A 14,786-nucleotide genomic window follows, 5' to 3' on the forward strand; every position below is an offset into this window, starting at 1 on the left:
AGGAGGGGACTACGATGTTTTATGAAATGCGTACGTATACAATCAAAGTCGGAAAAACAAAAGAATATTTAGACCATTTTGAGAATGTTGGCCTGCCAATTATCTCGCAATATGCAAAGTTAGTTGGTTGGTGGTACACCGATATTGGAGAACTCAACCAAGTTATCCATATATGGGAGTATGCTAGCTTAGATGAAAGAAAAGAGAAACGAGAAGCTCTATACAAAGATGAAGCATGGATCAAAGAGTTTGTTCCAAAAGCTTTTGGGATTTTAGAAAAGCAAGAATCGAAAGTGATGTATCCCGCAAATTTTTCTCCGATTCAATAACCGATTATTAGGAAAGGAAGGGTAAGATCGAAGCTTTTTAATAATTATATCAATGGGAATGGAGGCCATCGGCTAGTAATTAAACGAAAGAAAGCAGCATCCCGGGAAATGGGAAAAACATTATTGGAAACGCAAGGTGAAGTAAAAAGAAGTATCAATATCTTACGATTTTATGCGGCGGAAGGCATGCAGAAAATAGGGGATGTGATCCCTTCAGCAGACAGCAGCAGTTTGCTGCATACCAAAAGGGTGCCGCTTGGGAACGTAAGTATCATTGCCCCGTGGAACTTTCCGATTGCTATCCCTGTGTGGAAGATAGCTCCAGCTTTAATATATGGAAATACTGTGGTGTTCAAACCAGCTTCGGAAACAGTTATTACTGGATTGAAAATTATCGAAGCTTTTGAAAAGGCTGGATTGCCAGCTGGGGTTTAAATGCTGTTACAGGCAGCGGTTCCATTGTTGGAGAAGAATTGATTACAAATGAAGGAGTTCACGGCATTTCTTTTACCGGGTCGAATCAAACGGGAAAGAGAATTGCGCTTCGAGCAGTGGAAAGAGGGATGAAGTACCAACTCGAAATGGGAGGGAAAAACCCGTCCATTATTCTAGAAGATGCTGATTTCGATCAGGCCGCTAAGTTAACAGTGGATGCAGCGATGAAACACACGGGTCAAAAATGTACAGCGACGAGTAGAGTTTACATTCAGGATTCGGTTTATGAGGAAGTAAAAGAAAAAATCCTCGCTCATATAAAAGAAATCACTGTGGGAGATGGGCTGGAGGAAACTACTTATATGGGACCTGTGGCATCGAAGTCCCAATATGATTCGGTGCTATCTTACATTGAAGAGGGGAAAGAAGAAGGAGCTAAGTTGGTATATGGCAGGCGTGCCTTAACCAATGGAGACAAAAAAGATGGTTTTTTTATCGAGCCAACAGTGTTTAAAAATGGACACGAGGATATGAAAATTGTCCAAGAAGAAATTTTTGGCCCTGTTATTGTTCTGATGAGAACTTCCAACTTAAGAGAAGCTGTCCAGCAAGCCAATAATTCTCCTTTTGGTTTAAGTGCTGCATTGTTTACAAAAAACATTGGCCACTCAATGACATTTTTCGATGCTATCGATGCTGGAATGGTTAAGGTAAATGGGGAAACAACGGGATCTGAACCCCAAGCGCCGTTTGGCGGAATGAAGCAATCTAGTTCTCACTCTCGGGAGCAAGGAAAAGCTGCAATAGAGTTTTTCACCTCGATTAAAACCATATCAATTACTCCTTAAAAAGAAATAAGATTCAGGCCAGCATTTTATCAGCGAGCTGGCCTGAAAGTTTATCTGAAAAAAGGGATTTTTTCACCCAGAGGAAAGGCTGAAACCACTCTAAGACCACAAACGGACTTTGTACAAACACTTGGGACCCTTTATACTTGAGGCAAGTCATAGATAGAGAGTTAAAGGAGAGAAAACTATGGAAGATTATATAATTATTGGTGGAGGAATTGTTGGCCTCTCTGTTGCTCACGCACTCACCCAGCAGAAACCCGAGGCAAACATTGTTCTATTGGAAAAAGAAGAAAAAGTAGCCTCCCATCAAACCGGTCATAATAGTGGGGTTATTCATTCTGGTATTTATTACACTCCTGGGAGTTTAAAAGCCCGGCTAGCCAAGCAGGGAAATGAATCCATGCGGGAGTTCGCCAAAGAACACAACCTGCCCCTGGACGTCTGTGGAAAAGTAATTGTAGCAACAGAGGAAAAAGAGCTGCCATTTCTTGATACCCTTTACCAACGAGGTATCCAAAATGGGTTAAATATTGAAACATTGAGTAAGGCTGAGCTCTTGGAAAAAGAACCGCATGTACAAGGAATATCAGCAATTTTTGTTCCGTCCGCTGGGATTATTGATTATACAGCGGTGTCTAAAAAGCTTGCTGAACGGCTGGAGCAAAGAAATGGAAAAATTGAAAACGGAGCAGAAGTTAAAGCGATTTCGGAGAAGACAAATGAAGTCGAAGTAGAGACCACCAAAGGAAGTTATCGTGCTCGGTACTTAATTAATTGTGCCGGACTGCAAAGCGATCGGATTGCTGCGCTTTCTGGCTACCATTTAGATGTAAAAATTGTGCCTTTCCGTGGAGAGTACTATAAACTTATTGAAAATAGAAGAAACTTAGTACAAAACTTAATTTATCCAGTCCCTAATCCGGAGTTTCCTTTCTTAGGTGTGCATTTTACTCGAATGATTGACGGAAACGTGGATGTTGGTCCTAATGCGGTACTTAGCTTCAAACGTGAAGGCTATAAAAAAAGTGATATTAACCTCAAAGACTTATCAGAAGTCCTGCTTTATAAAGGTTTTTGGAAACTTGCAAAGCCTTATTTTAAAGAAGGCATAGAAGAGATGGTTCGTTCTGTGTACAAAAAGAAATTTGTAGAGAGCCTGCAAAAATTAATCCCGGAGGTCCAAGAAGAAGATCTTGTCAAAGGACCACGCGGGGTTAGGGCCCAAGCGTTATCAGTAGATGGGAAGATGGTGGATGATTTTTATATTGTCCCTGGTAAGAAAAGTCTGCACGTATTAAATGCTCCTTCTCCAGCAGCTACGGCTTCTTTAGAAATTGGGAAGGAAATTGTGAAACGCCTATAAAGGAACAAAAAATGGCTTATAAATACTAAGATGATCAAACGAAACGCATTTGGTTTCCAACGGTATGACCGATTAATCATAACAAAGTGTTATTACAGTAAGGCAGAAGTAAAAATGGCTAACGATACTAAATTTAGTTTGGGGCAGGCATATGGACTAATAATCTTAAATAGAGTCACCGGATGGCGCGTGCTATAAAAGAATACATTGCATTTTATTACGAACTACATAAGCAATATCCTTCCATTCTATTTGAACAACTTTAGTTGCCTATCCAGTGCTAGATTTGAATTAGTTGGAATTCTCTTTTTGGGATAAAGATCCATCTAGAGTTTAGTTTAATTGGTGAAATGGTCCACAACTTCCTTAAACCGGCTGTTTTATGGTCAATTGCACAATATTTAATCAGCTCAGCTGGCATTTTTATTATTAATCTTAAAAGGGGCTTTTCGGACGCCTCTTGTTATGTTTTCACTGACTCGGATTTCCGGGAAGAACTTTGTATTTTTGTTAATTTAATATGGTCTCAGACATTCTCCAGTCCACACTGATATCGATATCATTTGTATTTAAGCGCGTGCCTTATGAAATAACTCAATCGAATGGAATAAACACTTACTTTATGATTTGGTCACTAATCGCTCAATATAATTTTTCAAGTCCACCATTCGATGGTATTCAGGTTCCTGATCGGTGCCCGCAATGATCATGGCGGCTAAAACGTCGTTCTTGTGCAGTCCGCCATGTTCACCGCCATTCGGGTGAATCGAAATGCTTTCAGCCAAAAAGGAATGTCCCGGCTTGGCTGCTAAAATGAGTTTCGGGACGTCGTGGCTGTCAAGAGCAGTGTATAATTGATTTAAGACGTCCGGATAATCGACATACATTATTCGTCTCTTGTCGGGATCAGTCTTAAGGGTAAGTATATCTATGTTTCCTTCAAAGGTCCAGGCCTGATCATAACGATCCGTCCATTCACCCCCGGGCTTAAAGCGCAAAGTGCCTTCTTGATCCGGACTAATCACTTTGATCCATTCATCCTCTCGCCAAGCGGACAGCTTAATACGAGCATCCTTTTTGGCGCGTTGAGCCAATAAAGGAAGGATTTTCTGGTCATGCACATCATACACATAACTCATTCGCTGATTAACTCCAAAAGCGATATCTCCCTTACTGACCGGTTCACCCAAGGGAGAAATCTCAAAATCTTCATATAAATGATCTAAATCAATAGCTACTTCCTCCTCATCTTCGACCATGTGATCTTGGCCATGATCTCCCAATATAATAAAGATGTTCTCTTCTAAGGCCTCTTCCCAATTGTCATAGGCATTTAGAATTCCTTGGACATGGTCCTCGGCGCGTTCCATTCCTCGGCGATAATGGGGACTGTTCTTATGAACTTCTTGATCATTTTCCGGAAAAAAAATCATTAAGAAGTTTGGTTGATCCCCTTGCTCAATCAGCTTTTGTGTGACTTCCATGGTATATTTATCTTGTAATCCAAGCCTATGAAAGATCCCATCAGTGAAATTTTCTTGTTCAAGGGTTTCTGGTTTAGCAAAACGGCCAAACCCTAACACATTTGGTCCTTTTGTTTGAATGGATTGCGGAAGATCTGTCAGTTCGTCTGCTAAGACAGGCAAGGTGAGATGGTGCACGTGATCGCCACGATAAACTAATGTGTTAATGGCTCCAGTGGTGAAGCCTCTCTTTTCCAAGTCTTCAAAAATGGTGCTGACGTTCGGATTTAAATGAGTGTTGTTTAAATGATAAAACACATCGTAAATACCTTTAGAAACGCCGTTTTTCAGCCATGTTTTCCACGTTGTTCCATAATTAACGATGCGATCTTTATCTTGATCATACCAAGACAATCCTGGAACTCGGTGCTTATCTGACATCTCCCCCGTTATCATAGTACTTTCAATGTTGACTGACATGGAAGGGAAAGGACTGACTATATCTTTGTAATATTGACCGTGATTAATGAGAAATGTAAATGCGGGCACCTGACCTTCTTTGATGCTTTTATCCACAGTTGATCCCATCATAGAATCAAGAATGATCATTACCACATTTTTATCTTTAAAGGAATTATCGGTGTGCTCTTGGGAAGGGAGCATCTCTTTCTCAGGGGAGTCCCCCATTTGGCAGGCACTCATAATGAGTACTAACGCGAAGAAAAGCATCTTTTTCAAAGTTATCAACCTTCCTGTTGTAGATCGATGCAGGAGAGATGGTGTATCGGTGGTTTTTAATAGGAAATAGTGAGTTGATTTAAATCAGCAGCTGAATGAGATATCTTCCCTGTTCAGGAATAATATCATCCAAAAAACAAAAATTATTCATGTACTTTTCAATTGATTGCCTGTTATGAAAATAGAATTTCCATAAAAATGTCTAATCCACTTCGTAAGGGGAAGTACCTTTTCAAATAAATGGAGAAAAATTTGTAATGCGGGAGGGGGGAGGGACTGTGATAAATAGTGGTCAGCTGCACATGACTGAATCAAGCCAACGATCAGAATATGTTTATATATTTGTTAAAATGTTCTCCACATTTCATCACTCAACAATTTGGTTTGCCATTTTATACATTATTCTCTTTCTTGACTAGTTAATACATAATGTTTAAAATTAAATTAAATTTCTGACTAGTCAGTTAGGAGCACCTATAATGGAAAATCAACAATTTATAGTAAAAAGTAAGGTTCAAAATGAAGATTTAGTTAAAAAAAGAAGATCAACAATTGTCGATGCTGCCGTAGATATTTTTATAAAAAAAGGTTTTGATGCTGCAACAACGAAGGAAATTGCAGAAAAGGCTAATATGAAGGTAGGAACAATGTTTCAATACGTGGAAACTAAACAAGATATTTTATATTTAGTTTGTTGCCATATTCATGCTCAAATGGAAGAAGTCCTTTTAAATTTAGAAACGAAACATCTCTCGCCTTTAGAATCAATTGTTGAATTTTATTCGCAGTTTGTAAAAATTGTTGACGACTTATCTGACCACGTTGTCTTAATGTATAAAGAAACTGCTTCTTTAGAGCCCGAGGCACGCAGGTCCTTTTTACATAGAGAAAAAAAGCTAAGACACTATATCGAATCTATATTAAACGATGGAGTTGAAGAAGGTGTATTTAATCTTGATCAATCTGAAATTACACTGATTGCAGAAGATATTCTTGTTCAGTCACAAATGTGGGCATTTAGACGTTGGAATTTATCCAAACAATTTTCGTTAGAGAACTATATCGATCTCCGTCTTCAATTTTTAAAAAAATTACTGTAAAGAAGTTTTGTTATTTCTCATATAACTGACTAACTAGTCAGTTATAAATATAATTATTAGTTAGGAGAGTGTTTTTATGAAGTTGATGAATGGACAGGAGTATGTGGAGAGTCTTCGTCAATATAAGCCTGATATTCAGGTCAAGGGGAAAAAAGTTACCAGTGTGGCGGATGAACCCTTATTTAAGCCGGGGATTAATGCCATTGCTGTAACGTATGAATTAGCCCATAATAAAAAGCATCAGGATATTATGACTGCTAAATTATCTAATGGCAACGTTGTGAACAGACTAAATGCCTTAGATTTTAATCATGAAGATTTGAGGAAAAAATTAGAGATGACTCGGCTTATATGTAAATGGACTGGTTGTGGACAAAGGTATTTAATGCATGACGCACTAGGAGCTTTAGCTGAAATAACGAAAATGGTGGATAATGATAAAAAGACAGAATACTTTAACTCTTTTCAGGGTTATCTCGATCATGTGCAGATTCATGATTTGACCTGTGGTACCGCTGTAACGGATGCAAAAGGAGATCGCAGCAAAAGGCCCCATCAACAATCCAATCCGGATCTTTATGTGCATGTCATTGAAAAAAATAAGGAAGGGATTGTAGTAAGAGGAGCTAAAGCCAACATAACGGGAGCCCCTTATATGCATGAATTCATCGTGCTGCCCACCAGGAACATGACAGAAAAAGATAAAGCCTATGCCTTATCATTCGCGGTTCCAGTGGATGCTCCTGGTCTAAAAATTATTGCTAAACCGGCTGGTCGTCCAGAGGATAAAGAAGCTCCTTTTAGTTCAAATTTTGGGCAATCTACAGGTCTTGTCATTTTTAATGATGTTTTCATTCCATGGAACCGTGTATTTATGTGTGGGGAATGGGAGTATGCCGGGAAATTAGCTGAAGCTTTTGCTAATCATCATAGGCATTCGTGTATTGGTGCCCGTGCTGGTTTGGGAGACATGATTATTGGTTCTACAGCCCTTATGGCCGAATACAATGGTTTGCCCCATGCGGAGGTAGCCCATATTCAAAGAGCTATGAGTGAATTAATTCGAATAGTCGAAGGGTTTTATGCTACAGGTATTGCTGCCTCCGTATTAGGAAGAAAAACAGTCGCAAAAAACTATGTTCCCGATTCCGTGCAGTCCAATATAGGAAAATTAATGCTAGCTGAACAAGTCTACGACATTTTTCGGATTGCTCATGAGATCAGTGGAGGAATTGTAAATACAGCCCCAAATCCTGAAGATCTAGAGCTGCCTGAATCAGGGGAATTGATTAATGAATACCTTGCAGCTAAAGAAGGCGTACCAACTGAAGACAGAATAAACATGGCTCGTTTCATTGAAGATCTTACTGCTTCTAAAGAGGGTGGTTTCTATTCTATTATTAGCAATCATGGTGGAGGGTCCCCTGAAGCAATGAGAAAATCGGCCGTTGGAAATTATGACTTTGAAAATCAGAAAAATCATATTATCTCAAAATTGAAATGTTTTGCAAAATTAGAGGGTACTTGTAAAAATTGTGAAACATGTGTAAACGATGAGCATGAGTGTAGCGACACACGCGAACACGGAATATTGGAAAAATAAACACTTCTGTGTGTAACAGGTGGAAGGGAGATAACTTCAAACGCTCACTAATTTGTCAACTTTGGTGGATGGACGTTTTTTATATACGTGATCCTAATGGCAAGGGAAGAGAAAAACTGGAGCTTGGGTTCTTTCCCAAGCTCAGTTTTTCTATAGAGACTTTGCGTTTATAAGTTATTGGTTTGGCTGTTGCATGGATTGTTGAGCAGCTTGCTGGTCCACTTGTATTTGTTCGTTTAAGTTATATGGGTGGTAGTAGCCTTTATCTATCATATAATTTGCCACCTGCTCATGAAAGTTAACGGACTGTTGCAGTTGCTGAGATAACGCTTGTCTTACATCAGGGGAAGCAGCTTCTGTAATGGCATAGGCGCAATTTCTAACTCCTGATTTTGCAGCGAGAAGTAGATCCGTAGCCGCAGCTTGGTCATTAAAATTTTGCATGAACTATCCTCCTAGCTTTGTAATAATTGTTGAATTTGAGAAATATTTTCCGATGAAGCTTGAATGTCTTGCTCAAATAATTGTTGTAATTCGGAATCCTGGACTTGATTTTGCATCATTTTCGACTTTGTTAAACAGTTTGTTTTGAATACGAGCATTTCATGCAATTCTGCTGTTTCGTGTATGCCTAGTCCTGTTGGCTGTTGCATATTTATCACCCCCATAGATATCATATCCTGCTATTTTTGATTTATTCTTTTCTTGAACTGGCTGATTTTTTTCTCCAAAGGAAAAAGAAAAGGCGGGGCTTTATGAATAAACTTTTGGATTTTTTTCAATAATGGCGTTAACTACATATTTGTGAAAAAACCATTCGCCAACACCGATAAGAAGAGCTGATAAAAAGGCCAAAATAAATGGAACAGGTTCATTGAGAACAAATGGACCGATAAGCCAAATGACTAATGTGCATAATCCGATATCTGCAATCGTAGAAACAGAATTATTGGTTGCATTTAATATAAATAAATCTCCAATAATATATGCAGCCCCAACAACTATTAGGGTTAGTCCTATTGTGTTTCCAATAGCATAACCATTAGCTAATGACAAAATGGTAATGAGCACAAACATTACTAGTGCTGTTTTAATAATTAACGCAATTATATGCTTCATTTTTTCTTACTCCTTCCTGTTTTAAGCTTCTTTTATCTTTTGTAAAGTTAAAGAAGTTATGTATATGCATGTATGCCCCTTTGTTTTAATTATTTATATGTAATGACTCGGTATTACCTGACTGTTATTCTTCTTGTCATCGTACCCGGAAATAAAGAGGGGATATTTTCCTGTTAAAGGAGAAGCCGAGCTCTTTACCTTAGTAACGACAATCACCTCTGTTCATAAAAACCCCTTATATAGCGTATCTCAATATGACAAAAACTTTATTTTACATAAATTTACTATATATTTTTTCCTAAATTGAAAATACTACTAGAGCTCTTTTCTTTAGCGGAAAAAATTTTACAAAAGTTCGTTTGTGATTTTATCTATGTGCAACCAAATATCCTTAAGAGGCACTACGGCCTGGGAATTACCGAGGACGATAATCGATTACAACTTTAATTACCGAAGGAAGGGAATAAAAAATGGCATTTCATCCACCCAAAGAAACAGCACAGCAAGCAATGGAGCACGGTATAAAAAAGGCAAGTTTTCCATTAATTAGTTTAGTTATCTTAGGTTTTTTAGCCGGAGCTTTTCTCGGCTTTGGTTATTTATTAGACATTCGCGTAACTGGGAATTTACCAGAGGAAATATGGGGATCGCTAACAGCATTTATTGGCGGCGCTGTCTTCCCAGTTGGTCTCATATTTGTATTGCTCGCAGGCGGTGAACTAGTTACAGGAAATATGATGGCCGTCTCCACGGCAAGGTTTACTGGGAAGATCAAGACCATTCAAGTTTTAAAAAACTGGGTGATCATAACCATAACCAATTTCATTGGTGCCGTATTTGTCGCCTACTTTTTTGGACATATCCTTGGATTGACGGAAACAGGACCTTATTTAGAAAAAACGGTCGAAGTTGCCGGGGCTAAGCTTGAAGATCCCTTTATTGAAGCGTTTATCTCAGGTATTGGAGCCAACTGGCTGGTATGTTTAGCTGTATGGCTGAATTATAGTTCAGATGACTTGGGTGGTAAGATTCTCGGTATTTGGTTTCCGATTATGGCGTTTGTCGCCATCGGTTTCCAGCACGTCGTTGCGAATATGTTTGTGATCCCGGCTGCGATTTTTGCCGGATACTATAGCTGGTGGGAATATTTTGAAAACTTTGTTGCCGTATTCCTTGGGAACATGGTTGGAGGAGCCATATTTGTTGGAGGATTTTACTGGAGGGCTTATTTGAAAGAAAAAATATAACCATTAGCATCTACCTTATAAAGGTATGTTGTTCCATCCTTAAATTGTGACGTGTTTTCAGCAGGCTCTACAATCCGAACATTAGGCTCACTACTTACCGCTTCGACGGATGAGATAATTATTATGTTTCCATTTGATATTATGTTCTTCATAGCTGTTTGAATTCCCGCCATTTTTCAAATTCAAATCTAGGGCTTTACTCTATTCCTCTAACGTGATATCAGGAAATGTTGTATTTCCTACACCCCTAACATTATTAACAAAGACGTTTAAGTATCCGTGAACATCAATAATCTGGAGACAATCCCCTTCCCAATTCCTGCTGCACCCCAGTTACAATTGCGTAAAAGATTTAATAGAAGTAATTATCCTTAGTCTAAATTTGAAGTACTTTACATTGCTTAATAATTTCCATAAGTCCTTCTCTAATCTGTTCACCAACTCAAGAGATACTCTAAACTCTAGCAGTTGGTTCCCTAATTCAAGTCATATTACTACACTCCTTATGAATAATGAATTCATTAGATGAGATAGGAGTAGTTACCTGAAATGGTTTATCATCACTCACCATGATAAAAATACATCAAAGGGAGAAGTCGATATGGCTAAAAAAGAAAGAAGAAAAAAACCTTTCTACAAAAAGTGGTGGGTTTGGGGCACTCGCAATAATTATTATTGCTGCAACCTCAAGTGGTGCCGAAGACGAGGAGGCAGCTGAGAATGATAAAGAGATTGAAGCAGATCTACTAGCGCCGAAGCCGAAGAAAATACCGAAAACTCTTCTGATGAGGCAGAGGAACAGTCATCAGAAAAGAGATGTTTATAAATATTGCGATTTGGGGTGATAGTAAAAAGGGTAAATGATGAGGCTATTGTGAAAGAGAGGTAGTAAGATGAAGAAACAGCCATTGATTTTTTCTGCATCTATTGGACATGGTCATAATCAGGCTGCTAAAGCTCTAAAGCATGAATTTAATAATCAAGGCTTTTATCCTGAAACGGTTGATACCTTTCGCGCAATTAGCCCAATTCTTCATAACTTTATGCTTAACAGTTATATTCGTCTTTTGAGATTAACCCCTTTTATATGGAGAAAAATTTATTTTTATGCAGAAGAACATTCATTGTTTTTATTATTAGATCGCTTTGGTTCACTTTTTATTGAACATTTGTATGAGATAATGTATAGGCAGAACTGTCCATTTATCATTTCAACTCATCCATTTGTAACTGCTTTTTTATCAAGAGTCAAACAGATAAAGCAATTAGATTTCCCTTTATATACTGTTATTACGGACTTTGTATTACACCCTGCTTATATTAGGAAGGAAATTGATGGGTACTTTACAGCATCGCCTAAAATTGAGGAATTTGCTAATTTGTATAACGTTTCTTCACAGCTTTTTTTTTCAACGGGGATTCCAATCTCGAACAATAAATGTTTACACTTATCAAAATGGAAGGCCCGATATGAATTAAGGCTTGAGCAGGACAAGAAAACATTATTAATAGCAGGTGGAGGCATGGGTTTAACAAATTACGTACATGTCATACAAGTATTAGAGCATTTACAGGAAAAGATCCAGATTTTATGTATGGTAGGACATAACCATAGAGCAAAACATAGAATATTTCGACAGAAAAGTAAGCACACAATTAAGGTAATCGAGTTCACTGATAGATTTTTGTTATATTTAAAGGCCAGTGATGGTATTCTCTCTAAAGCAGGAGGATTAACCATGGCGGAAGCTCTTGCTTGTGAAACACCCATTATTATTTTTAACCCCGTTCCAGGTCACGAGGAACAGAATGCGAATTATTTAATAAATGAAGGTGCTGCGGTAAAAATAAATCGGTGTATTCAATTACCCGGTGTTTTAGAAAGAGTTTTATATCAGAAAACATTTTATACAGACCTACAATATCATGCAAAAATGTTGAAAAAACCGAATGCAGCAAATCAAATTGTAGAACGGATACTTAAGTTAATTGATTAAGGAGAGGGCTTGATACTAATGAAAGAAATTTTTCCTTGAGACAGCTAGAATCAGACGGGTTAATCCTTAATAAATGATGGATTTTCCCCCATTCTTAATATGGTATTCCTACCCCTTACGACATGAAGCAGCACTGACAAATAGGTAAAAGGATCAAAATTCCATATAATTTACAAACTGTGAATGAAGGACTAGTGAATGAAACAGGCGTATTTCTTATTATAGGAGTGCGCCTGTTTCAATGTATGCACTCACGCTTTAGGATTGTGAAAAAGAGCTAGATTGTTTAAACCACCCTAATAAAATGTATTAAAAATTTTAGAGTGGGGTGTCTTAATCATTCCCCAGAATATTTTTCCCCATTTGAAACAAAGATATATAGAGTAAACTGACTAGGGGGAATTGGTTTGGATTTACATTTCATATGGAAAGCTATCGTTATTGTTATTGGTGGAACATTTATTTTACGTATGGCTGGAAGAAAATCGATTTCACAGCTGACGGTTGCTCAGACCGTCATGATGATTGCCGTTGGTTCATTAATTGTTCAGCCAGTAAGCGACAGAAACATTTGGATTACGATGGTGATTACATTTTTGCTTGTACTTACGCTTCTTTTTATTGAATACATCGTATTGAAATCGGATAAGCTGGAAAGCTTTTTTTATGGAAAGTCACTCATAGTGGTAGAAAATGGTCAAATTAATCAAACAAATTTAGCAAAATTACGTTTAACCGTTGATATGCTTGAAGTACGAATAAGACAGCAAGGCATTGAAAAGATAAGTGATATACAATGGGCAACGATAGAATCAAACGGTCAGTTAGGATATCTGCTAAAACCCGAAAAGCAATACGCTACCAAGAAAGACATACAAATGCTGATCTCAATGGTACAAGCGAAAATGCCTTATTCGCCTATTCAAACTCCCGTTTCTCAATCAAGTGTATCAGACAATATTTTTAAGGAAGTTAAAAATAAAGGGCATGCAGAAGAACATCCAGAACATTTGAAGTGAGGGATGACAGAATGGACACAAAGCTTAAGTACAAGACATTTGTTTCAGTTCTTTCTAAATGGATAATTTTTGGAGGGGTTATCGGTGTAGTCGTAGGATCATTTACGACTTTCCTGCTAGAGACCAACGATTTCCTTGGAGTGGTGCGAGAAAAAAATTCGTGGCTTATATTATTTCTCCCTCTGGGAGGAATCGTGTTAGGTTACATATATATGAACTACGGAAAGAAGTTTGAAAAAAACACGTTAAACGACGCTGCTGAAGTAAATAATTTAGTGATAGACGCGGTGCATGGTAAAAAAAAGATTCTGCGTCGGATGGGACCCATCGTTTATTTGGGTACATTTATAACAGTCTTCTTTGGCGGGTCAACGGGAAGAGAAAGCGCAGCCATACAAATGGGAGGAAGTGTAGCGGAAGCAATCAACCAATTTTTAAAGGTAAACATACTTGATACAAAAATTTTACTGATGAGTGGTATAAGTGCTGGATTTGGTGCAGCCTTTGGAACCCCCATGGCAGGTGCTGTTTTTGGTATGGAAATGGCTGCTTTAGGGAAAATAAAGTTCGAAGCACTTGTACCTTGTCTTGTGGGAAGCTTTGTCGGTCACTATATCACGACAGCAGCTTGGGGCCATGAACACGAAGAATTGATGATACAAACAGTACCAGAACTATCCGTGATTGCATTTGTCAAAGTGATTCTAGTATCTGTTATTTTCAGCCTTTTAAGTATTTCATACTGCCAATTAAGACACGGTATACAAAATGTTTCCGAGAAATATTTAAAGAAAAACCATATGAAAAGAGCCTTTGTTGGGGGGCTTATCATTGTAGTATTAACTTTCATCGTGGGTTCACAAGATTACAATGGTCGTGGTTTGGAAATGCTCGAACAATCCTTTAAAGAAGATGTTCCCCCCTTTGCTTTTTTGGGCAAACTAGTATTTACAGCAGTTACACTTGGAACTGGATTTGTCGGCGGTGAAGCCATCCCTTTATTTTTTATGGGAGCAACATTAGGGAATACATTATACACATTCATTGATTTACCTATGTCCTTCCTCGCTGCTTTAGGAATGATCGCTGCTTTTTGTGGTGGTGCTAATACTCCCATAACAGCGTTCCTATTGGCAATGGAGATGTTTGATGGCAAAGGAGTAGAGTACTTTTTTATTGCTTGCATTGTAAGTTATATCTTTTCAGGACACCATGGACTTTGGCCTTCTCAAACAATATATGAGCCGAAGAGCAGGTTATATAATATCGCTAATGAAGAAACCATTGGCAATATTGAAAAAAAGAAAAAGCTTTAGCGCTTAGTCTTGCTAATGTCGTTGCTTAAACATCGGTGAAATAGAATCTATCATCCCAGCGTCGGGCAGTATGTCGCTTACTTACTTGCACTCTTATTTCCAGATATGAGGACTATAACGGGTAAAAAGAGGGTTAGCGGCAGTCTAACATGAGGTGGAAGTAGAGGACAGGATAGCTGTACTTCACCCAAAGTGAGTAAGATATT

The 14,786-nt window shown here is 38.2% G+C and carries 13 protein-coding genes and 1 pseudogene; 10 read left to right on the plus strand and 4 right to left on the minus strand.

What is annotated here, in order from left to right:
* Window positions 1–14 precede the first annotated feature (14 nt).
* From ACE1TI_RS10540 to lhgO, 3 genes and pseudogenes are all read left to right on the plus strand, one after another.
* Window positions 15–329: an NIPSNAP family protein gene (locus ACE1TI_RS10540; RefSeq protein WP_375007539.1), complete on the plus strand. Its 315-nt coding sequence runs from the start codon at window positions 15–17 to the stop codon at window positions 327–329.
* Window positions 330–437: 108 nt separating this feature from the next.
* A pseudogene (locus ACE1TI_RS10545) lies at window positions 438–1,612 on the plus strand (aldehyde dehydrogenase family protein).
* A gap of 187 nt (window positions 1,613–1,799) precedes the next feature.
* On the plus strand, window positions 1,800–2,978 hold the full coding sequence (gene lhgO, locus ACE1TI_RS10550) for an L-2-hydroxyglutarate oxidase (RefSeq protein ID WP_375007540.1): 1,179 nt from the start codon (window positions 1,800–1,802) through the stop codon (window positions 2,976–2,978).
* A 620-nt stretch (window positions 2,979–3,598) separates the two neighbouring features.
* Here the strand turns inward: lhgO and ACE1TI_RS10555 are convergent.
* Window positions 3,599–5,170 (minus strand): alkaline phosphatase family protein, encoded by a 1,572-nt coding sequence (locus ACE1TI_RS10555; protein WP_375007604.1) that lies wholly within the window; start codon window positions 5,168–5,170, stop codon window positions 3,599–3,601.
* 488 nt (window positions 5,171–5,658) lie between these two features.
* Here ACE1TI_RS10555 and ACE1TI_RS10560 point away from each other — a divergent pair, with 488 nt between their 5' ends.
* Both ACE1TI_RS10560 and ACE1TI_RS10565 read left to right on the plus strand, forming a co-directional pair.
* A complete protein-coding gene (locus ACE1TI_RS10560) occupies window positions 5,659–6,279 on the plus strand; it encodes a TetR/AcrR family transcriptional regulator (RefSeq protein WP_375007541.1) in 621 nt (206 codons plus the stop codon).
* Between the two features lie 76 nt (window positions 6,280–6,355).
* Entirely contained in the window at window positions 6,356–7,882 is a 1,527-nt protein-coding gene (locus tag ACE1TI_RS10565; RefSeq protein ID WP_375007542.1) for a 4-hydroxyphenylacetate 3-hydroxylase family protein, read from the plus strand.
* Between the two features lie 174 nt (window positions 7,883–8,056).
* On the opposite strand, the gene ACE1TI_RS10570 is transcribed toward ACE1TI_RS10565, so the two are convergent.
* The 3 genes from ACE1TI_RS10570 to ACE1TI_RS10580 all read right to left on the minus strand — a co-directional run bounded on the left by ACE1TI_RS10570 (window position 8,057) and on the right by ACE1TI_RS10580 (window position 9,001).
* A complete protein-coding gene (locus ACE1TI_RS10570) occupies window positions 8,057–8,326 on the minus strand; it encodes a spore coat protein (protein ID WP_375007543.1) in 270 nt (89 codons plus the stop codon).
* Between the two features lie 11 nt (window positions 8,327–8,337).
* Window positions 8,338–8,535, minus strand: coding sequence for a spore coat protein (locus tag ACE1TI_RS10575; RefSeq protein WP_375007544.1), 198 nt, complete (start codon window positions 8,533–8,535; stop codon window positions 8,338–8,340).
* 100 nt (window positions 8,536–8,635) lie between these two features.
* The gene (locus ACE1TI_RS10580; RefSeq protein ID WP_375007545.1) at window positions 8,636–9,001 is read right to left on the minus strand and encodes a DUF2512 family protein; all 366 of its coding nucleotides are present in this window, start codon (window positions 8,999–9,001) and stop codon (window positions 8,636–8,638) included.
* Between the two features lie 470 nt (window positions 9,002–9,471).
* Between ACE1TI_RS10580 and ACE1TI_RS10585 the strand changes: the two genes are divergently transcribed.
* The 5 genes from ACE1TI_RS10585 (at window position 9,472) to ACE1TI_RS10605 (ending at window position 14,580) form a co-directional block, all read left to right on the plus strand.
* Window positions 9,472–10,248: a formate/nitrite transporter family protein gene (locus ACE1TI_RS10585; protein WP_375007546.1), complete on the plus strand. Its 777-nt coding sequence runs from the start codon at window positions 9,472–9,474 to the stop codon at window positions 10,246–10,248.
* 569 nt (window positions 10,249–10,817) lie between these two features.
* Window positions 10,818–11,093: a hypothetical protein gene (locus ACE1TI_RS10590; protein ID WP_375007547.1), complete on the plus strand. Its 276-nt coding sequence runs from the start codon at window positions 10,818–10,820 to the stop codon at window positions 11,091–11,093.
* A gap of 48 nt (window positions 11,094–11,141) precedes the next feature.
* Entirely contained in the window at window positions 11,142–12,245 is a 1,104-nt protein-coding gene (locus ACE1TI_RS10595; protein WP_375007548.1) for an MGDG synthase family glycosyltransferase, read from the plus strand.
* Window positions 12,246–12,652: 407 nt separating this feature from the next.
* Window positions 12,653–13,264: a DUF421 domain-containing protein gene (locus tag ACE1TI_RS10600; protein WP_375007549.1), complete on the plus strand. Its 612-nt coding sequence runs from the start codon at window positions 12,653–12,655 to the stop codon at window positions 13,262–13,264.
* Window positions 13,265–13,275: 11 nt separating this feature from the next.
* Window positions 13,276–14,580, plus strand: coding sequence for a chloride channel protein (locus ACE1TI_RS10605; protein ID WP_375007550.1), 1,305 nt, complete (start codon window positions 13,276–13,278; stop codon window positions 14,578–14,580).
* Window positions 14,581–14,786 lie beyond the last annotated feature (206 nt).

Source organism: Alteribacillus sp. JSM 102045 (assembly GCF_041949975.1).
Taxonomy (GTDB): Bacteria; Bacillota; Bacilli; order Bacillales; family Marinococcaceae; genus Alteribacillus.